Source organism: Subtercola boreus (assembly GCF_006716115.1).
Classification (GTDB): Bacteria; Actinomycetota; Actinomycetes; order Actinomycetales; family Microbacteriaceae; genus Subtercola; species Subtercola boreus.
The window spans coordinates 3,972,273-3,993,616 of the sequence record NZ_VFOO01000001.1 but is presented as its reverse complement, the minus strand read 5'-3'; the positions used below and the strand labels follow the sequence as shown (position 1 = coordinate 3,993,616).

Annotated in this window: 18 protein-coding genes; 10 read left to right on the top strand and 8 right to left on the bottom strand. The window is 70.2% G+C overall.

All coding sequences use genetic code 11. From position 1 onward, the window contains the following. Positions 1 to 121 precede the first annotated feature (121 nt). Positions 122 to 2,188, top strand: a complete 2,067-nt coding sequence (locus tag FB464_RS19955; RefSeq protein WP_170151967.1) for a S1 family peptidase — start codon at positions 122 to 124, stop codon at positions 2,186 to 2,188. 97 nt (positions 2,189 to 2,285) lie between these two features. Here FB464_RS19955 and FB464_RS18590 read toward each other — a convergent pair whose 3' ends face one another. Further along, positions 2,286 to 2,750: a GNAT family N-acetyltransferase gene (locus FB464_RS18590; RefSeq protein ID WP_246093137.1), complete on the bottom strand. Its 465-nt coding sequence runs from the start codon at positions 2,748 to 2,750 to the stop codon at positions 2,286 to 2,288. Between the two features lie 219 nt (positions 2,751 to 2,969). Beyond that, positions 2,970 to 3,920: a LysR family transcriptional regulator gene (locus FB464_RS18585; RefSeq protein WP_116415721.1), complete on the bottom strand. Its 951-nt coding sequence runs from the start codon at positions 3,918 to 3,920 to the stop codon at positions 2,970 to 2,972. Between the two features lie 70 nt (positions 3,921 to 3,990). Between FB464_RS18585 and FB464_RS18580 the strand changes: the two genes are divergently transcribed. Beyond that, complete coding sequence (locus tag FB464_RS18580) at positions 3,991 to 5,724, top strand: FAD-dependent oxidoreductase (RefSeq protein ID WP_116415722.1); 1,734 nt, start codon at positions 3,991 to 3,993, stop codon at positions 5,722 to 5,724. Positions 5,725 to 6,024: 300 nt separating this feature from the next. Here the strand turns inward: FB464_RS18580 and FB464_RS18575 are convergent, their stop codons facing one another. Beyond that, positions 6,025 to 6,303, bottom strand: coding sequence for a GlsB/YeaQ/YmgE family stress response membrane protein (locus tag FB464_RS18575; protein ID WP_116416702.1), 279 nt, complete (start codon positions 6,301 to 6,303; stop codon positions 6,025 to 6,027). A gap of 142 nt (positions 6,304 to 6,445) precedes the next feature. On the opposite strand from FB464_RS18575, the gene FB464_RS18570 reads away from it, so the two are divergent. After that, on the top strand, positions 6,446 to 7,117 hold the full coding sequence (locus FB464_RS18570; RefSeq protein WP_116415723.1) for a response regulator transcription factor: 672 nt from the start codon (positions 6,446 to 6,448) through the stop codon (positions 7,115 to 7,117). 48 nt (positions 7,118 to 7,165) lie between these two features. On the opposite strand, the gene FB464_RS18565 is transcribed toward FB464_RS18570, so the two are convergent. The 4 genes from FB464_RS18565 to FB464_RS18550 all read right to left on the bottom strand — a co-directional run bounded on the left by FB464_RS18565 (position 7,166) and on the right by FB464_RS18550 (position 12,331). After that, positions 7,166 to 7,711 carry a hypothetical protein gene (locus FB464_RS18565; RefSeq protein ID WP_246093136.1) on the bottom strand — a complete coding sequence of 182 codons (546 nt, stop codon included), beginning with the start codon at positions 7,709 to 7,711 and terminating at the stop codon, positions 7,166 to 7,168. A gap of 327 nt (positions 7,712 to 8,038) precedes the next feature. Next, complete coding sequence (locus tag FB464_RS18560) at positions 8,039 to 10,096, bottom strand: vWA domain-containing protein (protein WP_116415725.1); 2,058 nt, start codon at positions 10,094 to 10,096, stop codon at positions 8,039 to 8,041. After that, positions 10,089 to 11,474 carry a MoxR family ATPase gene (locus FB464_RS18555; protein WP_116415726.1) on the bottom strand — a complete coding sequence of 462 codons (1,386 nt, stop codon included), beginning with the start codon at positions 11,472 to 11,474 and terminating at the stop codon, positions 10,089 to 10,091. The genes FB464_RS18560 and FB464_RS18555 overlap by 8 nt, the downstream gene beginning before the upstream one ends. A gap of 206 nt (positions 11,475 to 11,680) precedes the next feature. Next, on the bottom strand, positions 11,681 to 12,331 hold the full coding sequence (locus FB464_RS18550; RefSeq protein WP_116415727.1) for a hypothetical protein: 651 nt from the start codon (positions 12,329 to 12,331) through the stop codon (positions 11,681 to 11,683). A gap of 119 nt (positions 12,332 to 12,450) precedes the next feature. Here FB464_RS18550 and FB464_RS18545 point away from each other — a divergent pair, with 119 nt between their 5' ends. From FB464_RS18545 to FB464_RS18530, 3 genes are read left to right on the top strand one after another with little or no spacing between them, the layout of a single operon-like run. Beyond that, positions 12,451 to 13,119, top strand: coding sequence for a response regulator transcription factor (locus tag FB464_RS18545; protein ID WP_116415728.1), 669 nt, complete (start codon positions 12,451 to 12,453; stop codon positions 13,117 to 13,119). After that, entirely contained in the window at positions 13,116 to 15,155 is a 2,040-nt protein-coding gene (locus tag FB464_RS20355) for a HAMP domain-containing sensor histidine kinase (RefSeq protein ID WP_246093135.1), read from the top strand. Before FB464_RS18545 ends, FB464_RS20355 begins: the two co-directional genes overlap by 4 nt. 19 nt (positions 15,156 to 15,174) lie before the next feature. After that, the gene (locus FB464_RS18530; RefSeq protein WP_116415729.1) at positions 15,175 to 15,549 is read left to right on the top strand and encodes a VOC family protein; all 375 of its coding nucleotides are present in this window, start codon (positions 15,175 to 15,177) and stop codon (positions 15,547 to 15,549) included. A 20-nt stretch (positions 15,550 to 15,569) separates the two neighbouring features. Here the strand turns inward: FB464_RS18530 and FB464_RS20350 are convergent, their stop codons facing one another. Continuing rightward, the gene (locus FB464_RS20350; RefSeq protein WP_246093134.1) at positions 15,570 to 15,725 is read right to left on the bottom strand and encodes a hypothetical protein; all 156 of its coding nucleotides are present in this window, start codon (positions 15,723 to 15,725) and stop codon (positions 15,570 to 15,572) included. 248 nt (positions 15,726 to 15,973) lie between these two features. On the opposite strand from FB464_RS20350, the gene FB464_RS18520 reads away from it, so the two are divergent. The 4 genes from FB464_RS18520 to araA all read left to right on the top strand — a co-directional run bounded on the left by FB464_RS18520 (position 15,974) and on the right by araA (position 21,299). Further along, a complete protein-coding gene (locus FB464_RS18520) occupies positions 15,974 to 16,990 on the top strand; it encodes a LacI family DNA-binding transcriptional regulator (RefSeq protein ID WP_116415730.1) in 1,017 nt (338 codons plus the stop codon). Between the two features lie 34 nt (positions 16,991 to 17,024). Next, positions 17,025 to 18,827 (top strand): xylulokinase, encoded by a 1,803-nt coding sequence (locus FB464_RS18515; RefSeq protein ID WP_116415731.1) that lies wholly within the window; start codon positions 17,025 to 17,027, stop codon positions 18,825 to 18,827. A 196-nt stretch (positions 18,828 to 19,023) separates the two neighbouring features. Further along, complete coding sequence (locus tag FB464_RS18510; RefSeq protein WP_116415732.1) at positions 19,024 to 19,785, top strand: L-ribulose-5-phosphate 4-epimerase; 762 nt, start codon at positions 19,024 to 19,026, stop codon at positions 19,783 to 19,785. Beyond that, on the top strand, positions 19,782 to 21,299 hold the full coding sequence (gene araA, locus FB464_RS18505; protein ID WP_116415733.1) for an L-arabinose isomerase: 1,518 nt from the start codon (positions 19,782 to 19,784) through the stop codon (positions 21,297 to 21,299). Before FB464_RS18510 ends, araA begins: the two co-directional genes overlap by 4 nt. Positions 21,300 to 21,344: the final 45 nt, after the last annotated feature.

Below are 21,344 nucleotides of genomic sequence, written 5' to 3'. Positions count from 1 at the left end.
ACTCTCACAGAAGCCGTTAGGGTCGGAGTCTGGCCTGCACTCGTTGCGGGCCTTTTCCACGGGGGGCCACTGGAGTTCCGCCGGATCCATCAGAACCACCAGCAGGGGGAATCAACTCAATATGCAGCACAGATCACACCGTCTCGGACGGCCGCTCGCAATCGTCGCGGCGGCGTCTCTCGGCCTCGGCGGCCTGCTCGCCGCTCCCGCCGCCTTCGCGAACACCGCCGCCACCCCGGCACCGGTCAGCGGAGACGCCTACCAGGAGCAGGCCGCGGCGCTGCTCTCAGATCCGGCCATCCAGGCCGTCGGGCGCGATGCCTCCGGCAACGTGGTTGTCGTGAAGGTCGCCGGCAGCGACTCCTCAGACGGACTCGACGCCTTCGACGCGCGGTTCGACAACGTCGTCGTCAAGTCGGTCGGCGCACCGCTCACCGACTATTCCACCGATGATGTCGTCGGTGGGGCGGGATACTTCGTGCCCGACGACCCCGATGCCCCGGCAGCAGGCTCGGCCTGCTCGATCGGCTTCTCCGCCTGGTCCCCGGCCGGCAAGCCCGCGGTCCTGAGTGCCGGCCACTGCACCTCCGACGGTGTGGCCACCGACACCTACCTCACGCTTCCGAGTGGCGACGAGGCCGGCGGCGGCGCATCGTCCGACTTCGCCATCGTCTCCGCTCTCGGCACGTTCGGTTTCTCCCAGTACGGCGGGATCGGCAACACGAAGGGCAAGAACAACAAGGACTCGATCGACATCTCGGTGATCGACCTGACGAACGAGGATCTGACCACGCTGCCCAAGGTGACCGACTGGACCACCGCTGCGTCGGAAGACCTTTCGAAGTCGACGAAGACCATCACCTCCGTTGGTGCGCCTGAGGTCGGCAAGGCTGTCGCCAAGTCGGGTCGCACCACCGGCTACACCGATGGAGCCACCGTCGACATCGTCGACGGCTGGGCCAACGTCGGTGGACGTATCGTCTACGGTTTCGGCAGCGCACTCGTCGCCGACCACGGCGACTCCGGCGGAGCGGTCTTCCAGGGCAGCAAGGCTGTCGGCATCCTGAGCGGCGGATCGCCGGCCAGTGGATCTGACCCGGCGTTCATGTGGGCATCAGACCTGCAGAACGACCTCGCCCACACCGACGGCTACACCGTGAAGCTCTCGATCTCCGCCCCGGCCCTCACCAACCCGGCCGACGGTGGCAACGTCGAGCGCGGCGCGAGCATCTCGGGCACGGCACCCGCCTCCTCGACGGTCACCATCGACCCGAAGGACGGCGACTCGTTCACCGTCGACGCAGACGCCGACGGAACCTTCTCATTCCCCGCGCCCAGCGCCCTCGGCACCTACGAGTTCACGGCGCAGGCGAAGTCGGGCTTCAACACCTCCTCGAAGGCCTCCTTCTCGGTCAAGGTCGTTCCCGTGCCCCTGAAGGCTCCGGTCATCACCAGCCCGGCAGACGGATCCTCCGTCGTCACCTCGCTGACCGAGGTCACCGGTACCGGCACCCCCGGAACGAAGATCACCGTCAAGGGTGATGTCCAGGGCACCGACACCGTCGACGGTTCGGGCAACTGGAGCGTCCCGGCCGACCTCAGCTACGGAACGGTCTACTCGATCGATGTGACCCAGTCGGCTGAAGGCCAGACCTCACCGGTCGCGACCTCGGTCTTCAGCGTTATCCCGGCCCAGGCCGGCATCACCTCGCCGACCAACAATTCGACAGTCGCGAACGCCGACAAGCCGACCAACGCGACAGGAACCGGCATCACTGGCGCCACGATCAGCGCGAAGATCAACGGCGTCCCCGTACAGGGAACCACGAAGGTCATCGACGGTGAGTGGAGCCTCGTGCTCGGCTCCGCCGTGCAGGTCGGTGCCAACGAGCTCGTCGTCACGCAGAGCATCGACGGCGCTTCGAGCGAAGCCCGTATCGCGTTCACGGTTCAGGCTGCGGCCGGCACTCCGACCGCCACACCGGCACCGACTCCGGGTAACGGCAGCGGTTCGGGCTCGGGTTCGGGTTCGGGTTCGGGTTCGGGCAGTGGTTCGGGCACGGGCGGCGGCCTCGCCCACACCGGCCTCGAAGTGACCGGCATCAGCGTCCTCGCTGCGATCATGCTGGCGCTCGGATCGGCGTTCCTCGTGACCCGCCGACGCGCCGCGCGGAACAACGCGCAGTAGTCCCAGCGCACCAGGAGAAGGGGCCGTCGAACGGAAGTTCGGCGGCCCCTTCGTCGTTCCTGTTCTTCGTTCCCGTTCGTCGTTCCCGCCTGGAGGGTCAGCGGCCTGCGCCGTCGAGTTGACGCGACCATGCCGCCTCCCGGGCTAGTTGCCCTGTCGAAGCGAACAGGCGCACCTGGTGCGTGTCGGGCAGCGCCGCCGCCAGTGCATCCCGGTCGGCCGGCTCGAAGCCGAGCTTCTGCCAGAACGGCCCCGACCGGCGGGAGAACAACCACGCGGTCGATGCTCCGGATGCCTCGGCCTCAGCCAGCGCGAACAGGGCCAGTCGCGTGCCTGCGCCGGTGTTCCGGATGCCGGGCCGCACCGCGACGCTCCTGATGAGGGCATGCGCTCCGTCGGCGCTCAGCTCGAAGCCTGTGCTCCCGACGATCACGCCGGACGCGTCGCGGTCGACCCACAGCCGCACGGTCGGGGCGTCGAGACCCGCGAGGGTGAGGTCGACCTCGGCGAGGAATCCGCGCAGCTCAGCCACATCGACAGGTCGGACACGAGTCACAGGCACTGTTCGATTATCCCCGGGCAGCACAACCACCGAAGGGCCCCCGTCAGGGCGCCCGCGCCACTGCGTGCGGCCGTTCATGCCGAGGGCGGCTCGCAGGCCGGTCGCGCTCAGCAGAACCGAACGCACTCGCCGGCGGGGCGGCGGGCAGGCGGGCGGGCGGGGCGACGGGGCGGGGGCGGGCGTCAGGAGCCCGCGCGCGCGAGGGCGCGAGGGCGGGCGTCAGGAGCCCGCGGCGGGCGGAGCGGCGAGGCGCATCGTGGCGCCGGCGCGGGCGGCGAAGGCCGTGGCCGTGGCCGCGATGGTGCGCTGCATGAGGGCGACCGCGGCGGTGGGGCGGGCGTCCGCGGGGCGGGCGAGGCTGATCGTGCGGCTGAGCGCGGGCGCGGTGAGCCGCACGGAACGGAGTCCGGGGCGATCGATGAGCACCATGGCCGGAACGATGGCGACGCCGAGCCCGCGTTCGACGAACCTCAGCACGGCATCCATCTGCGCCCCTTCGAGCACCACCTCGGGGCGGAGGCCGGCCGCGGCGAAGGCGGCGTCGGTCGTCGCCCGGAGGTCGTACGACGAACTGAAGACGATCTGCGGGAGGGCCGCGACATCCGTGAGCCGCAGACTGGCACGAGCGGTGAGCGGCGGGGCGGCGGCTGAGGAGATGACGACCAGCTCCTCGGCGAGCAGCGGGCTGACGGTGAACCGGTCGGCGGAAGCCGCGCCCGAGGTGGTGATGAGCGCGAGGTCGAGTTCGCCCGCGGCGAGTTCGTCGAGGAGGCGCCGGGAGCCGTGCTCCGAGAGGTGCAGTTCGATCCCCGGATGCGCGGCGTGGAAGGTGCTCAGCACCTCCGCGACGAGGCTGATGCAGAGGGTCGGGGTCGCGCCGAGGCGCACCCGCCCGCGCTGTAGGCCAGCGAGTTCGGCGAGCTCGCGACGCACCGAGTCGGCGTCGGCGAGCATCCGCCGGGCCAGCGGCAGCAGCGACTCGCCGGCGACGGTGAGGGTGCTGCCGCCGCGGGCCCGGGCGAAGAGTTCGGCACCGAGATCCTGCTCGAGGGTGGCGATCTGGCGACTCAGTGAGGGCTGGGCGAGGTGCAGGTGTTCGGCGGCGCGGGTGAAGTTGCCGCGTTGCGCCACTTCGACGAAACTGCGGAGCTGTTCGAGGTTCACATGCATAGCCTAGACGCATCATAGCGAGCGAGAATATGCATTGGAGTAATCGTTCACACCTGCATAGCGTGGAGTCATGAGTCCCACAGAACGACAGCTCTCCACCACCGTCCTCGTCATCGGAACCGGCGGCTCCGGCCTCCGCGCCGCCATCGAACTCGCCGAGGCGGGGGTCGACGTGCTCGCCCTCGGCAAACGCTCCAAGTCGGATGCCCACACCTCCCTCGCGGCCGGCGGCATCAATGCCGCCCTCTCGACGATGGATCCCGACGACACCTGGCAGCAGCACGCCGCCGACACCCTCAAGGAGTCGTACCTGCTCGCCAACCCGCACACCGTCGAGATCGTGACCTCGGGCGCAGCCCGGGGCATCCACGACCTCGAGCGCTACGGCATGCCGTTCGCGCGCGAGGACGACGGGCGCATCTCCCAGCGCTTCTTCGGGGCGCACACCTACCGGCGCACCGCCTTCGCGGGCGACTACACCGGTCTCGAGATCCAGCGCACCCTGGTCAATCGGGCGGCGCAGCTGAACGTGCCGATCCTCGACACGGTGTACGTCACCCGGATCCTCGTCAACGACGACGGCGCGGTGTTCGGCGCCTACGGCTTCGACGTCGAAGACGGCACGCGTTACCTGATCCATGCCGACGCCGTCATCCTCGCCGCCGGCGGGCACAACCGCATCTGGCGTCGCACCTCCTCCCGGCGCGACGAGAACACGGGTGACTCGTTCCGTCTGGCGGTCGAGGCCGGCGGGCGACTGCGTGACCCCGAGCTCGTGCAGTTCCATCCGTCGGGCATCATCGAGCCCGAGAACGCGGCCGGCACGCTCATCTCCGAGGCGGCGCGCGGCGAGGGCGGCATCCTGCGGAACGGCCTCGGCGAGCGCTTCATGGGTCGCTACGACCCCGAGCGCATGGAACTCTCGACCCGCGACCGCGTCGCGCTGGCCTGCTACACCGAGATCAAGGAAGGTCGTGGCACGCCGAACGGCGGCGTGTGGCTGGATGTCTCGCACCTCCCCCGCGAGACGATCATGACCCGGCTGCCCCGCGTCTACCAGACCATGCTCGAGCTGCAGATGCTCGACATCACGAAGGATCCCATCGAGATCGCGCCCACCGCGCACTACTCGATGGGCGGCGTCTGGGTGCGTCCCGAGGACCACTCGACCGACGTTCCCGGGCTCTACGCGATCGGCGAGGCTTCGTCGGGGCTGCACGGGGCGAACCGGCTCGGCGGCAACTCGCTGATCGAGCTGCTCGTGTTCGGGCGGATCGTCGGGCAGGCTGCGGCGTCGTACTCCGCTGCTCTGGATGCCCAGACCCGGTCGGCCGCGGCGGTCGCCGTCGCGCGGGGCGAGATCGACGCGTTGCTCGCGAGTGACGGTCCCGAGAATGTGCGCGCGCTGCAGCGCGCCATCCGGAACACGATGACCGAGTACGCGGGCGTCGTGCGTGACGAGGAAGGGCTGCTCGCGGGGCTCGCCGAACTCGACACGATCGAGGCGCGGATGGGCGACATCGGGGTGCACCCCGACATCGCTGGGTACCAGGACCTCGCCCACGCGTTCGACCTCCGGTCGGCCGCGCTGGCGGCCCGCGCCACCCTCGAGGCGGCGCTCGAACGGCGCGAGACGCGTGGTTGCCACAACCGGAGCGACTACCCCGAGCTCGACCCGGGGCTGCAGGTCAACCTCGTCTGGTCGCCAAGCGGTATCACTCGCGAGCCGATCCCAGCCATCCCCGAGGAGATCGCGGCGCTGATGCGCGAGGAGGTCACCGTGGGCGGCAAGCTGCTCGAGTAGGCGCGCGCCCCGCGCGCCCCAAGGGGCTGACCTCGGGCGGGCGCGGGCTGTGTACAAATGGGCGGAGGTGGGACAACGTGGCCTTGTTTGAGGCACCACGTCGTCCCTGCTCCGCCCATCCGCACAGCGTCCCCGCCCGCGAAAGTGTTGGGCCTCCCGCGACCACACCCCCGGCCACGGGGCGCAACGACCCCTCTCGCCCCTTCCGCCGAGCACAAACGGGCGAAGCTCAGACAACGTGGCCTGGCATGCAGAACCGTGTCGCCCCAGCTCCGTCCATCCGCACCGCGCGCCGGATCGTTAGCGGCTGACCGAGCGGCGGCCGGCGACCTGGGTGTAGATGACCAGCACGATGACGGCGCCGATGATCGAGCCGATGATGCCGGCGGGCTGGAAGAAGCCGTCCATCGGGTCGTGCTGGAAGATCAGGAAGCCGAGGAACCCGCCCACGAACGACCCGACGATACCGAGCACGATGGTCATGAGGATCGAGATGCTCTGGCGACCCGGAACGATGAGGCGGGCGAGCGCGCCAGCGATGAGGCCGACGACGATGAGGCTGATGATGAGACCGAGCATGATGTGCATCCTTTGATCGTGCGCAGTTCTGCGCTTCACACCGCTCGTCTGAACGGCTGGTATCAGCGAACCAGCCCCAGAGGTGGGGCGCGACACCCCTAGGGGTGGTCTTTTGCTGCCGGATGCGCGCTAGTCTCATCTCATGAGCGTGACAGCGGCGGCCAGACCCATCCGGGTGGCCCTCGTCGACGACTACGACGTCGTACTCACCGGGCTCGCCCACATGTTCGACCGCTACCGCGATCGCGTGCTCGTGTGCGAGATCGACGCCAACGCGGATCTCAGTGACGAAGTCGACATCGTGCTGTACGACTCGTTCGCCCAGCCCGAATCAGACCATCAGGAACTGCGCGGGCTGGTGAAGAATCCGCGGGCGAGCCGGGTCGTCGTCTACACCTGGAACTTCCAGCCCGAGCTCGTCGACAGCGCACGCGGGCAGGGCATCCACGGGTACCTCTCGAAAACCCTGCCGGCTCGGGACCTCGTCGCGGCGCTCGAATCGGTGCACGCGGGCGAAACGGTGATCAGCGACCCGCCGAAACGGGCGGGCAGCGCTCTCGGGCTCGACTGGCCCGGCCGGCACGAGGGGTTCACCGACCGCGAGTCGGAGATTCTCGCGCTCATCACCCAGGGCAAGAACAACGCCGACGTGGCCCGGCTCACCTATCTCAGCCCGAACACGGTCAAGTCGTACATCCGAAGCATCTACCGCAAGATCGACGTGTCCAGCCGGACTCAGGCCGTGCTCTGGGGCGTCGACCACGGCTTCGCGCCCGACCACCACCGCATCGACCACTGGCTCGGCGGCCCGTAGGTCTCGTTCCCGCTCAGCTCGGCACCACGCGGGGTAGGCACGGAGGCGCTACGGCCTTGACGCGATCAGGTGAGGGATTCGGGAGCGGGATTCGACCCAGTCCCTGAGGTCGACATCGAGAAAGCCGGCCACAACCAAAAGGTCCGCGTAGCGACCGGCGCTGTCGATCGACCAGATGCGGTGGTGATGACCGATGCGATTGCGGAAGGTCCTTAGGCGCGACACGGGGTCATGCACGAGCGCCTGACTGCGACGCGGACTGTTCGGGAACGCCGCGGCGAGGTCGGGCCAAAGGAACGACTGGCGCTTTGACACCATCTGGTGCCAGAAGCCAAAGGGAAGCTCAGAGATGACCTGCCCGGGACTGATTGGCATTCCGTTGGAACGATCCCGTCTGATCGCTGTCGAAACGTCGAGGTAGGGCTGTCTATGCCGGCTCGGCCCTCCTGCATCCCGGCCCAGCTCGAGCGCATCGTCGAAGATCCAGTGGCCACTGCGGCTCTTCCTGGCATGAATCGACGTCATCTCACGATCGATCGCATTGCGGAGGGCGACTTCCAGAAAGCTCAGCGACTCCCAGAACGCTGCTGACAATTCTGCATTCCACTCGTAGAGCCGCATCGCTGCCGACAGATCTCCACCACACTCAGCGAGGTAGTGCTCGAGTCGGGCTGGACTGAAGTGCCTACTGCAGAAGGACGAGGACACCGACTTGACCATTCCCTCGCCCTCTCCTAAGGTTGTTTGGAACACCCCGGAACCGTCCCTGTAGTCCTCTTCGGAGGGCCGATCACACGACCGGGGTTCTGCTTTTAAGCGACCTTGGCTGCGGGCGACCTTGTCTGCGGGCGCCCTTGTGGGCGCTTCTCCCAGCATCATACTCCGAGGATTCCTCGAGAAATGGACGGGAACGCGCGGCCGTTACCAGCGGCCCCAGCCGCGGCCGAACATGCCGCCGAAGTCGTCGGGTGAGGCGCTGCCGCCCGCGCCGGGCGTGCCGCCCCGCGATCCGAGGTACGACGAGACCACGGCCGCGCCGAGGTCGTCGGCCTCCGGCGCCACCACGGAGCCGCCGACGCGCCGTGCCATCGAGTCGATGAACCGCGCGAGGCCGGGGTCGTCGCCCAGCCGGAAGAAGGAGGTCTGCGCGCCGAGCCTCATCGAGGCATCCAGTTCCCGCACCGCGTACGCGACGGTCAGCGGGTCGGGCGGATAGCTGAAGTAGACCTCGCCGCCGGGTTCGAGGTGCGAGGTGGGTTCGCCGTCGGTGACGATCAGCAGCACCGGCTGGGCGTTCGGGTGCTTCCGGAAGTGCCGGTTAGCCAGCATCAGCGCGTGGTGCAGGTTCGTGCCCTTGTCCCACTTGGCGTCGAGACCGATGAGCTGTTCGATGTCCATCACCTCGGCGTGCCGGCCGAAGCCGATCAGCTGCAGGTCGTCACCGCGGAAACGGCTCGTGATGAGGGTGTGCAGCGCGAGGGCCGTGCGCTTCATGGGCACCCAGCGATCATCCATCGCCATCGAGAACGACGTGTCGACGAGCAGGGCGACGCAGGCCTGGCTGCGGGCCTCGGTCTCCTGCACTTCGACGTCGCCGATCTGGATGCTCACCCCGCGCAGAGCCGAACGGCCCTCGCCGGCCGTGCGGGTGATCGCGTTCGTGATGGTGCGGGTGACGTCCCACGGTTCAGTGTCGCCGAACGCCCACTCCCGGGTCGCCCCCGAGCGCTCCCCCGCAGCTCCCGCCTGTCCCACGTCACGGTTGCCGCCGCGCCCCGACAGCTTCTCGGCGACGTCCCGCAGCAGCGCCTTGCCGAGTTGCCGCATCGCCTTCGGCGTGAGTTTGAGGGTGCCGTCGGTTCCGCGCTTGAGTGCACCGTTGTCACGGAGGGCCTTCTCGAGCTGCTGGATGGTTCGGGCATCCACTGCCGCCGAGTCGCCGAGCTGCCGGGCGAGCGCGTCGAGGTCGAGGTCGTCGAGCTGCGAGCTGTTCTGCGACTGGGAGAGCTGTTCGGCCAGGCCGTCGAGGTCGGCGATGTCCTGGAAGACGCCGGTGCCGTCGCCGAGGCCGAGGCCGTCTTGTCCGTCCATCCGCTCGGAACCGTTCCAGTCCTCACCGGGGCGGAGGTCGCGCAGCTGACCGTCGAGCTCTGACAGCGCTTCCATCAGGTCGGGCGACCCGAACGCCTCGGCCGCGAGCGCGTCGAGTTCGTCGCGCTGCTCCTGGGTCATCGAGTTGCGCATGCGCTGGGCCGCGGCGGCGCGGGCGGCGAGCGCGTCGAGGAGCTCGTCGACGTTCTCCGGCTGCTCGGGGAAGAACTGCCCGTGCTTCGCCATGAACTCAGCGAACTGCTCGGGGGTGTCCTCACCCCGCTTGTGGGCGTCGAGCAGCTGGTTCAGATCGCCGAGCATCTCGGTGATGGCGGCGCGATCCTCGTCGGTCGCATTCTCTAGGGCATTCTTCATGCCAGCGAAACGCTGGTCGAGCATCTCCCGGCCCAGCAGGTCCTTGATCTTCTCGTAGTCGGCGCGCGCCTCGGCGCTCTGCCAGCGGTAGTCGTTCAGCTCGCTGACCGCCGCCGACGGGGACGACGGCAGGCTGTCGAGCTGGATCTCCGCAAGGGCCCTGTCGCCCTCATCCATCAATGCATCGCGGGCGAGCTGCTTGCGCTCCTCGAGCACGGCACGGTCGAGCAGTTCCTTGATCTCCTGAAGGGTGCCGTCGAGGTTGTGTTTCTGCGTCAGTTCGCGGCGCCGCTCGGCCACGCGCCGGGCGAGATCGTCGAGTCCGGCCTGGTCGCGGCCGCCGCGGCGGAGGAACTCGCGCATCGCATTCTCGGGCGAGTACCCGGCCATCACGTCTTTGCCGATGGCGTCGAGCGCCTCGGTCACGTCGACCGGCGGCGCGAGCGGATCCGGCCCGCCGTCGTATTTCGAGTACCGGGAGCCTCGCGTGAGGCGCCGGTTCGCTCTAGCCATAGATCGCCTCGCCGCCGCCCGACTCCTTGCTCACCCTGCGGGCGAGGTAGAGACCTTCGAGGGCGAGCTCGATCGCGCCAGCACGCTGGCCGTCATTGGTTGCTCCCAGGCGGTCGCAGATCTCGTCGTACAGTTCGCTCTCGCCGAGCGACGGCAGCCCCACGAGGAAGTCGCGCGCCGCGACCTGCTCCCCCGTCGTCACCATGATGCCGCTCTCGAGCGCGTCGACCAGAACCCCGAAGTCGATGCCGCGGAAGTGCGCCCGAACCGTCTCGGCCGTCGCCGTCCGCAGCAGGTGCTCGAGAATCTCATCCTCCCGCCCCTCCTCGCCCGACTCGAACTCGATCTTGCCGCCGAGCACGTCGACCGCCGTCTCGAGGTCGATCGGCCGGGCAACGGCCTCGGCCTCGCCCTGCCGCGCCTGGCGGTGGAGGGCCGCAGCCGCGATCGTCTCGGCTCCCGCGATGGCGAACCGGGCGCTGACGCCGCTCCGCTGGTCGACGGCGCTCGAACCGCGGAGGGCCCGGGTGAACCGCGCGAGGATCTCGACGAGGTAGTCGGGCACTTCGGCCGCCAGTTCGGCCTCCTGCCGGATCACCGCCACCTCATCCTCGAGCTCGGTCGGATAGTGCGTGCGGATCTCGGCCCCGAACCGGTCTTTCAACGGCGTGATGATGCGCCCGCGGTTCGTGTAGTCCTCGGGGTTGGCGCTGGCCATGACAAGCACGTCGAGCGGCAGTCGCAGCACGTACCCACGAATCTGGATGTCGCGCTCCTCCATCACGTTCAGCATCGCGACCTGGATCCGCTCTGCCAGGTCGGGCAGCTCGTTGATCGCGACGATGCCGCGGTGGCTGCGGGGAATCAGCCCGAAGTGGATGGTCTCGGGGTCGCCGAGACTCCGGCCCTCGGCGACCTTCATCGGGTCGACGTCGCCGATCAGGTCGGCCACACTCGTGTCGGGGGTCGCGAGCTTCTCGAAGTAGCGTTCGCTCCGATGGCGCCAGGTGACCGGCAGGTCGTCGCCCTCGTCGGCCGCTCTACGCTGGCTCTCGGTGGTGATCGGGTCGAACGGATGCTCGCCGAGCTCCGATCCGTCGATGACCGGCGACCACTCGTCGAGGAGCCCCGACATCGTGCGCAGCAGCCGCGTCTTGCCCTGGCCGCGCTCACCGAGCAGAACGATGTCGTGGCCGGCGATCAGCGCCCGCTCGACCTGCGGGATGACAGTGGACTCGAACCCGTGCAGCCCCGGCCACGGGTCCCGGCCCTCGCGGAGAGCTTCGAGCAGGTTGTCACGGATCTCGGCACGCAGCGATTTCAGCGCATGTCCGGATGCCCGGAGCTCGCCGACCGTTGCCACAGTAGGACGGTTCATCGTTCAAGCGTACGTCTGAGTTCTGGGCACTTCGCCCTCCCGCCCCACATTCGCGCCCACGACCCGCCTCACCCCGATCGAAACCCCGAAAGTGGTCGCTCTGCGACGCGGATACCGACAACTTTCGGGGTTTCGTTTGGGTGGGGGCGCGGTGGGGTGGGTTGGGGAGTGGGGTGGGGGTGGGGGTGGGGGTGGGGGTGGGTGGGTCAGGATCCGGTCGGGGCGTCGGTCGACGGCGCCTCGCTGGACGAGGTGGGGGCGCCCTCCGCGCCCGGTGTCGGCGGGGTCGGCGCGCCATCGGCGCCCGGGGTCGGCGGGGTCGGCGAGGTGGGGGCGCCCTCCGCGCCCGGGGTCGGCGGGGTCGGCGCGCCATCCGCGCCCGGTGTCGGCGGGGTCGGCGCACCCTCCGCGCCAGGGGCGGGCGGCGTGGCACCGGCCGGGCCGCAGGCTGCGGCGGGCCCGGCACGTCCTGCGGCGGGCGCGGGCGGGGTCGCCCCGTCTGAGGGCGCGGCGGGAGCCGTCGGAGCACCGGTGGCCGCGACATCTGGAGCTGCCGGAGCATCGGTCGCCGAGGGAGCGGCCGGCGCCGCGGTACCCGTCGCGGTCGGCAGCGCGGGCGCGGTGGATCCGCCCGCACCGCCGCTGGGCGCACTTGACGCGGTCGACGCGGCGGCCGACACGTTCTGCATCGGCGCCTGCCCGCCCTGCACGGCCACAGCGGCCGTCGCGCCGACCAGGCCGAGCCCGACCACGCCGCAGGCGACTCCGATCGCGACCCGCCGCCCGATCGACCGGCGCCGGGGCGGCTCGGGAGTGTTCGGGTCCTCGGGAATGAAGAAGGTGTTGAGATCTGACATGAGAGGGTTTCCTTTCGTTTGACCCCACTCTCCGAACCGAAACTGAAGCTTGCGTTAAGTACAGCCAACCTCCAGCCGACACCCAGAAAGCGGACGGTCGCCTGTCGTACCTTTCAGCAATGACCTCCCCCGCCCGCATCCTCTTCATCGAAGACGACGAGACCCTGCGCGTCTCCACCGCGGCCGCACTGACCCACGAAGGCTTCACCGTCACCGCCCGCGAGGACGGCGAAACGCTCGAGAATGACCTCGCCTCGTTCCTCCCCGACCTCCTTCTCGTCGACTGGATGCTGCCCGGCCGGTCGGGCCTGGCGCTCGCCTCCGCCGTGCGGTCCCGCAGCGACTGCGCCGTCATGATGCTCACCGCCCGCGACGAAGTGGATGACCGGCTCCGCGGTTTCTCAGCTGGAATCGACGACTACCTCTCCAAGCCCTTCGCCATGGCCGAGCTCATCGCCCGGGTCACGGCCGTGCTGCGGCGCCGGGGGCGCATCCCGGCCGTCATCCAGGTGGCGGACCTGGTGGTGGACGTCGACGGCGCCCGCGCCCTCCGCGCCGGCAGAGCCCTCGATCTCACGGCCACCGAGTTCCGGCTGCTGAGGTTCTTCGCCGAGAGCCGGGGACGCACGCTGTCGAAGACGCAGATCCTCACCCAGGTCTGGGGGTACGACGACATCGACGCGAATGTCGTGGAGGTGCACCTGAGCTCCCTCCGGCGCAAGATGGACGGCGACGGCCCGCGGCTCATCCACACCGTGCGCGGCATCGGCTACCGGTTGAGCGCATGAGCGGCGCGCATCCTTCAGGATCAGCGCGGCCCGCGGCCGGTGCGGGGAGAAGCGGCGGCGCGCCTCCCGCATCGGCCCTGGCCGGCGGCGCACAGGACAGTGGCGCGCCGCCGGCGTCGCCGTCTCCGTCGCCCGCGCTCCGCACCGGATCGCTCCGCACGCGCACCGTGCTCTCCGTGCTCGCGCTCCTCACCGTGCTGCTGGTCGCGCTCGGGTTCACCGTGCAACTCGTACTCGGCGACCGCCTGAGGTCCCAGCTCGAGGATCGCCTCCGCGACCGCGCCTCGGCCGCCGCCGCCCTGATCGGCACCGTGTCGAACGACGATCTCGCCAGCAGGCTCTCCGCCCAGGGGGTCTCGGTGCTGATCCGAAGCCCCGACGGCGGTTCGGTCGTCGCCGGGCCCTCCCCCGACGAGCTCCGACGGGGTCCGGATGCGGCGGGCCTCGGCCCGCTCGGAGCGCCGTCGCCGCTCGCCCCCGCCGCGGCAGGCGGCGCATCCGGAAGCACCGGCAACTCCAGCACCTCCGGCAGCACCGGCGGCTCGACGGCCGACCCCGGCGCCGCCGGCGGCTCGACGCCGAGCGCCGGAGGGACCACACCCGGCAGCGCCACCTCGCCCGGCACCGCGACCGGCGGCTCGGCATCGGGCGCCAGCCCGACCACACCCGGCACCGCGACCGGCGGCTCGGCATCGGACGCCGACCCGACCACGCCCGGCACCTCTGCAACACCCGGCACCGCGGCCACGACCGGCACCGCCGCCACGAGCATCACGGCGTCGAGCATCCTGACGTCCGATGCGCAGATCGTCACCCTCGAATCCGAGCTGAGCGACGGCAGCACCCTCACCCTGACAGCGGACGCCAGCGACGTCGAACAGACGGTCGAGCAGCTGCGGCTCATCCTCGTCGGCGCCTCGGCCGCCTTCCTTTTAGCCGCCGCTGCCGCGCTGGTGCTCGTGGTTCGCCGGTCGCTCAGCCCGCTGGAGTCGATGACAGCGCTGGCCCGGGACATCGCCCGCGGCGACCGGGGCCGGCGGCTCAGACCGACGCGGCCCGGCACGGAGATCGGCCGGGTGGCCGACGCTTTCGACGAGATGCTCGACGGTGTCGAGGGCGCGGAGGGTGCGGCCCGCGCTGCGGAAGCGCGGGTGCGGTCGTTCGTGAGCGATGCGGCGCACGAACTGCGCACACCGGTCGCCGGAATGCAGGCGGCGGCCGACACGCTGGTGCGGGCATCCGTCGACCGGAGCGAACGCGAACGCCTGGCCGCACACGTCGTGCGGGAGGCTGCCAGGGCGTCGCGGCTGATCGACGACATGCTGATGATGGCCCGGGTCGACCAGGGGCTCGTGCTCGAACGGATGCCCATCGACCTCGGCGCGCTGGTCGAGGCGGAGGTCGAACGGCAGCGGATCCGGCGGCCGCTGCTCGACCTCGGGGCCTCGATTCCGCCCACCTCCGTCACTGTCGAGGCCGACGCCGAACGCCTCAGCCAGGTCGTCGCGAACCTCGTCGACAACGCGGCACGGATGACCGGGGGCGTCGGGCCCGTGCGCATCACTGTCTCGGCGGGTCACGGTTCGGCCCGCATCTGGGTCACCGATCAGGGGCCGGGGGTTCCGGCAGCCGACCGGGAACGCATCTTCGACCGGCTCGTGCGCCTCGACTCCGCCCGCAACGCATCGGGCGGCGGGGCCGGCCTCGGGCTGCCGATCGCGCGGGGGATCCTGCGATCCCACGGCGGCAACCTCATCTGCGCCGACCCCGTGCCGGGGCTGGGCGGCGCGGTGTTCGTCTGCAGCCTCCCGCTCGCGGCGCCGGGGGGCGGTGGGGCGGATGTCGCGGGTTCCGCCGTCGGCGGCGGGCTGGCTGTCGGCCGGCCGGCTCCCGGCGGGCCGGCTCCCGGTCTGCCGGCTCCCGGTCGGCCGGCTGCCGGTGGAGTGGATGTCGCGGGTTCCGCCACCGGCTGGCCGGATGTCGACCGGCCGGCTGTCGGTGGTCCGGCGCAGGATGGTGGCACCGGGTCACGGTGACCCGGCAGAAGGGATCACCATGGATTTCGCCTCCATCCGGATCATCACCGACGACGTCGACCGCCTCGCGGCCTTCTACGAGCGGGTCACAGGGGTGACGGCCGTGCGACCGGCCCCCGTCTTCGCCGAGTTCCGCACCGCGACGGGCGTGCTCGCGATCGGCAGCACGGCGACGGTCGCGATGCTCGGCGACGCGGCTCCTCGCCCCGGCCAGAACAACTCCGTGATCATCGAGTTCCTGGTCTCCGACGTCGACGCCGAGTTCGCGCGGCTGCGTTCTTCGCTCGACGACGTCGTGCTCGAGCCGTCGACCATGCCGTGGGGGAACCGGTCGGCGCTCTTCCGCGACCCCGACGGCAACGTCGTGAACCTCTTCTCGCGGCCCGCCGGCTGAGGCGCGGCGCGCTCCCACCCTCAGCGCTGCGGGTCGCTCGGCCCGCCGCGCGTGCCCTTGTGCGCTTCCTCGATGATCCGCAGGTTGCTCACCACCGCGGATTCCGTCATGAGCAGGTCGAGCGACGTCACGAACAGCCGCCCCACCTCGTCGGCGCTGACATCCGGGCCGGGCACGTCGACACGAAAACCTGGGCCTGCAGCCCACCCTCGTTCGAGAACGTGATCACCGCATCGAAGACGGCCCGGTAGGCGGTGTCTCCCGGGCGGCTGGGCTTGTGCTCGTTCTGCATGGTCCCAGTGTGGCGCTACGCGCCGGTGGAGACATCCAGAACCGGAAAGTTGTCGGTATGCGGCCCGCAGAGCGACAATTTTTCCGGAGTCGATGGCGAACGTCGACTGCTGCACACCGCGATAATCGGAGGATGACCGCCGATCCCACCCGCGAGACCGTGAAGCCGCGCGCCGCCAGCGTCTTCGACGTCGCCAAGGTCGCGGGTGTCTCACACCAGACGGTCTCGCGGGTGCTGAACGATCATCCGAGCCTCCGGGCGGAGACCCGCCAGCGCGTGCTCGACGCGATGCGCGAGCTGGACTACCGCCCGAACGCCGCCGCCCGCGCGCTGTCGTCGAGCAGGTCCCGGATGATCGGGGTGCTGTCCACGTCGAGCGGCGAGTACGGGCCGGCCTCCATCGTCGCGGCCGTCGAGGCCGCCGCGCGGAGCCGCGGCTACAGCGTCACCATCGCGAACGCCGACGGCCTCGACCCGCGTTCGGTCGACGAGGCTGTGCGGCACCTCGCCGACCTCTCCGCAGAGGGGCTCGTGGTGGTCGCCCCGCAGACGCAGGTGCTCGAGGCGCTGGCGGGGCTCGCGATCACTCTTCCGTACGTGACCCTGCAGGCGCTGGGCGCCGACGGCGGCGGCACGCTCGACCAGGTGATCGGCGCCCGGCTCGCCACCGCCCACCTCGTGCTACTCGGGCACCGCCGCATCGGGCACATCGCGGGGCCGGCCGACTGGGTCGACGCCGCGCAGCGGCTGAGCGGGTTCCGCGCTGAACTGGCCGAGCACGGCATCGACGCGAACGACATCGAGATCGGCGACTGGAGTGCGGCATCCGGTCACCTCGCCGCCAGCCGGCTGATCGCGCGAGGCGTGACCGCGATCTTCGCGGGCAACGACCAGATGGCGCTGGGTGCGCTGAGCGCCGCCGCGGGCGCCGGCGTCGCCGTTCCGAGCCAGCTGAGTGTGGTCGGGTTCGACGACGTTCCGGAGGCCGCGTACTACCAGCCCGCGCTCACCACAGTGCGCCAGGACCTCGCCGAAGCCGGGCGCCGTGCGGTCGCCCTGCTGCTCGGGGAGAGCGAGGCGCTGCCGTCCGTGCATCCGGAACTGATTGTGCGGGCATCCACCGCCCCGATGACGTACACTCTCATGTGATCGATCACATCGGAGCCGAAGGAGTCTTTGCGACATGACCGAGCCCAGCCCAGCCCCCACACCGAGCGCCGCCGACACCACGGCCGCCGACGCCATTCGGAGTGGCCGGGCCACCCTCGGCATCGAACTCGGTTCGACCCGCATCAAGGCCTGCCTGGTCGGCGACGACCCCTCCGATGTGCTCGCTGTCGGCAGCTTCGAATGGGACAACGAGTTCACAGACCGCCGCTGGACATACTCTCTGGAGAACGTCTGGGCGGGCATCCAGTCGGCGTACGCCGGCCTCGTGAGTGACGTGCAGGCGCGCCACGGCGTGCTGCCGACCAGCTTCGGCGCGATCGGTATCTCGGCGATGATGCACGGCTACCTCGCGTTCGACGAAGCCGGCGACCTGCTGGTGCCGTTCCGCACCTGGCGCAACACGACCACCGGGCCCGCAGCCGCGGAGCTCACCGAGTCGTTCGGGGTGAACATCCCGCTGCGCTGGTCGATCGCGCACCTGCACCAGGCGGTTCTGGATGCGGAACCGCACATTCCCGACGTGCGGCACATCACAACCCTCGCCGGCTACGTGCACTGGCGTCTCACCGGCCGGACCGTGCTCGGGGTGGGCGACGCGTCGGGCATGTTCCCGATCGACTCCCGCACGAACGACTACGACGCCGCTCTGATCGAACGCTACGACGCGCTGGCCGACGGCCGGGTGCCCGGTGCGTCTGTCGCCGGACTGCTGCCGGAGGTTCTGGTCGCGGGTGAACCGGCCGGCGAACTGACTTCCGACGGCGCGCGGCTGCTCGACCCGACGGGGGCACTCCGGCCCGGCATCGTGCTCTGCCCGCCGGAGGGCGACGCCGGCACGGGCATGGTCGCGACGCGATCGGTCGCCCCGCGCACCGGAAACGTCAGCGCCGGAACATCGATCTTCGCGATGGTCGTTCTCGAGCATCCTCTCGCCGAGGTGCACCACGAACTCGACCTCGTCACCACGCCGGCCGGCGACCCGGTGGCGATGGTGCACTGCAACAACGGGGCCAGCGAGCTCGCCGCCTGGGCGGCCATGTTCGGTCGCTTCGCCGCCGCCGCGGGCACCCCGCTCGACAACGACGCGGTCTTCGACACGCTGTTCCGCGAGGCCCTCACGGGCGAGGCGGATGCCGGCGGGCTCCTGGCGTACAACCATCTCGCCGGGGAACCCATCGCCGGGCTCGAGGAGGGTCGACCGCTCATCGTGCGTACGCCCGACAGCCGCCTCACCCTGGCCAACTTCATCCGCGCCGAGCTCTACGGGGTCTTCGGCACCCTCAGCCTCGGCATGCGCGTGCTCGCCGCGGAGGGCGTCGCGATCGACGAACTGTTCGCCCACGGCGGCATGTTCCGCACGGCCGGGGTCGCACAGCGGTTCCTGGCGGGGGCGCTGGATGCTCCGGTGACGGTCACCGAGACCGCCTCCGAGGGCGGGGCGTGGGGGATCGCGGTTCTGGCGGCGTACGTGTCGGCGCGGGCCGCCGTCGGCGGCGGCGGCGCGGGCGCGGGAGCCGGCGCTTCGGCAGGCGACGGCTCGGCCGTGGGCACCGGCGTCGGCGCGGGAGCGGGCGCTTCGGCAGGCGACGGCTCGGCCGCGGGCACCGGCGTTGCAACAGACGGAACCTCGGACCCCACCTCCGCACGCGGCACGGGGCTCGACCTCGACGCCTACCTCCGCGACCACGTCTTCGCCGGCACCGACTTCACGACGGCAGAACCCGATCCACTCGACGTCGCTGGCTTCGCCAGCTACCTCGAGCGCTACCGCGCCGGCCTCGCCGTCGAGCAGGTCGCCGTCGAGCGCCTCCGCTGACGCCAGCCGCGGGCGGGGGCCGCTCGGCGCCGGCGATTGCGTCGGCCCCGAACATCCACCCACCGCCCCGGCTTCACCCCCGAACATCCACCCACCGCCCCGGCTTCACCCCCGAACACCCACCCACCGCCCCGGCTTCACCCCCGAACATCCACCGCCCCCGGCCATCCCACCTCCCTCCACCCGAAGGAAGCCCATGACAGATCCCGCGACCCCCTCAGCACCCGCCACCCCGGCCACTCACGCCACCCCCGCCGACCTCGAGGCGCACGCCGCCGAGATCACGCGCGTGCGCGAGCAGGTCTCCGCTCTGCACTCCCAGCTCGTGCGCTGGGGCCTCGTGATGTGGACGGGCGGCAACGTGTCCGGCCGTGTGCCCGGCGCCGACCTGTTCGTAATCAAGCCCTCCGGCGTCGACTACGACGAGCTCACGCCCGACAACATGATCCTCTGCACCCTCGACGGCGACGTCGTTCCGGGTACGCCGGGCTCCGACCGCTCCCCCTCGAGCGACACTGCTGCACACGCATACGTCTACCGGCATATGCCCGAGGTCGGGGGTGTGGTGCACACCCACTCGCCCTACGCTGTGGCTTGGGCCGCGCGCGGCGAGTCGATCCCCTGCGTCACGACCGCGATGGCCGACGAGTTCGGCGGCGAGGTTCCGATCGGCCCGTTCGCGATCATCGGCGACGACTCCATCGGGCGCGGCATCGTCGAGACCCTGTCCGGGCACCGCTCGCGAGCCGTGCTGATGAAGAACCACGGACCGTTCACGATCGGCAAGGATGCCCGCGACGCCGTCAAGGCGGCCGTCATGGTCGAAGACGTTGCACGCACGGTGCTCTTCACCCGCCTGCTCGGCGAACCGCAGCCCATCGAGCCGGCATCCATCGACTCCCTCTTCAACCGCTACCAGAACGTCTACGGACAAGAACCGACAGGATCACTGAATTGAGCACCCTCGAAACAACCCTCGACCCCTTCGAAATCTGGTTCTTCACCGGCAGCCAGAACCTGTACGGCGAGGAGACCCTCCGCCAGGTCGCCGAGCAGTCCCAGCAGATCGTCGACACGCTCCATGCCTCTGCAGGCATACCCGTGAAGATCGTGTGGAAGCCGGTGCTGAAGGACAGCGAATCAATCCGCCGCTCCGCCCTCGACGTCAACGCCGACGACAGCGTGATCGGCGTCATCGCCTGGATGCACACCTTCAGCCCCGCGAAGATGTGGATCTCCGGCCTCGAGGCCCTGCAGAAGCCGCTGCTGCACTTCCACACCCAGGCGAACGTCGAGCTGCCCTACGCGGACATCGACTTCGACTTCATGAACCTCAACCAGGCCGCGCACGGCGACCGGGAGTTCGGCTACATCCAGACCCGCCTGGGCGTCGCCCGCAAGACCGTCGTCGGCCACGCGACCAACACGCTGGTGCAGTCCCAGATCGCCGACTGGTCGCGCGCCGCCGCCGGCTGGCAGGCCGTCAAGACGCTGAAACTCGCGCGTTTCGGCGACAACATGCGCTACGTCGCCGTCACCGAGGGCGACAAGACCGAGGCCGAGATCCGCTTCGGTGTGCAGGTCAACACCTGGGGCGTGAACGATCTCGCCGACGCCGTCGCGGCAGTTCCGGATGACCGGATCGACGCCCTCGTCGCCGAATACGAAGAGCTCTACGATGTTGCTCCCGAACTGCGGGCGGGCGCCGAGCGCCACCAGTCCCTGCGCGACGGCGCAGCCATCGAACTCGGTCTGCGGTCGTTCCTCGAGGAGGGCGGCTTCGGCGCCTTCACCACGAGCTTCGAAGACCTGGGAGCCCTCAAGCAGCTGCCCGGTCTCGCTGTGCAGCGCCTGATGGCCGACGGCTACGGATTCGGCGCAGAGGGCGACTGGAAGACGGCCATCCTCGTGCGCGCGGCGAACGTGATGGGCGCGGGCCTTCCCGGCGGCGCCTCCCTCATGGAGGACTACACCTACGACCTGGTCGAAGGGCAGGAGACCATCCTCGGCGCCCACATGCTCGAGGTCAGCCCCTCGCTCACCACGGCCAAGCCGACGCTCGAGATCCACCCGCTCGGCATCGGCGGAAAAGAGGACCCGGTGCGACTGGTCTTCACGGCCGACCCCGGCCCCGCCGTCGTAGTCGCGCTGAGCGACATGCGCGACCGCTTCCGCCTTGTGGCGAATGTGGTCGAGGTCGTGGAGCCGCGCGCCCCGCTGCCGAACCTGCCCGTCGGCCGCGCTGTCTGGCGCCCCGCGCCCTCGTTCCAGGTCTCGGCTGCGGCCTGGCTCACGGCGGGCGCAGCCCACCACACCGTGATGTCGACGGCCGTGGGCATCGAGGTCTTCGAGGACTTCGCCGCCATCGCGAAGACCGAACTCCTCACGATCGACGCCGACACCACCCTCAAGGGTTTCGCGAACGAGGTGCGCTGGAACCAGGCGTACTACCGCCTCGCGCAGGGCCTCTAGCCCGCCCCCGCCCCCCGCTCCCCGGCCAGCACCGGGGAGCCACGT

Coding starts and splice junctions, on each gene's coding strand:
- FB464_RS18580 (WP_116415722.1), top strand. CDS start 3,991: ATGAGTCCCACAGAACGACAGCTCTCCACCACCGTCCTCGTCATCGGA.
- FB464_RS18530 (WP_116415729.1), top strand. CDS start 15,175: ATGGATTTCGCCTCCATCCGGATCATCACCGACGACGTCGACCGCCTC.
- FB464_RS18585 (WP_116415721.1), bottom strand. CDS start 3,920: ATGCATGTGAACCTCGAACAGCTCCGCAGTTTCGTCGAAGTGGCGCAA.
- FB464_RS18550 (WP_116415727.1), bottom strand. CDS start 12,331: ATGTCAGATCTCAACACCTTCTTCATTCCCGAGGACCCGAACACTCCC.
- FB464_RS18570 (WP_116415723.1), top strand. CDS start 6,446: ATGAGCGTGACAGCGGCGGCCAGACCCATCCGGGTGGCCCTCGTCGAC.
- FB464_RS19955 (WP_170151967.1), top strand. CDS start 122: ATGCAGCACAGATCACACCGTCTCGGACGGCCGCTCGCAATCGTCGCG.
- FB464_RS18575 (WP_116416702.1), bottom strand. CDS start 6,303: ATGCTCGGTCTCATCATCAGCCTCATCGTCGTCGGCCTCATCGCTGGC.
- FB464_RS20355 (WP_246093135.1), top strand. CDS start 13,116: ATGAGCGGCGCGCATCCTTCAGGATCAGCGCGGCCCGCGGCCGGTGCG.
- FB464_RS18560 (WP_116415725.1), bottom strand. CDS start 10,096: ATGGCTAGAGCGAACCGGCGCCTCACGCGAGGCTCCCGGTACTCGAAA.
- FB464_RS18555 (WP_116415726.1), bottom strand. CDS start 11,474: ATGAACCGTCCTACTGTGGCAACGGTCGGCGAGCTCCGGGCATCCGGA.
- FB464_RS18510 (WP_116415732.1), top strand. CDS start 19,024: ATGACAGATCCCGCGACCCCCTCAGCACCCGCCACCCCGGCCACTCAC.
- FB464_RS18515 (WP_116415731.1), top strand. CDS start 17,025: ATGACCGAGCCCAGCCCAGCCCCCACACCGAGCGCCGCCGACACCACG.
- FB464_RS18545 (WP_116415728.1), top strand. CDS start 12,451: ATGACCTCCCCCGCCCGCATCCTCTTCATCGAAGACGACGAGACCCTG.
- FB464_RS18520 (WP_116415730.1), top strand. CDS start 15,974: ATGACCGCCGATCCCACCCGCGAGACCGTGAAGCCGCGCGCCGCCAGC.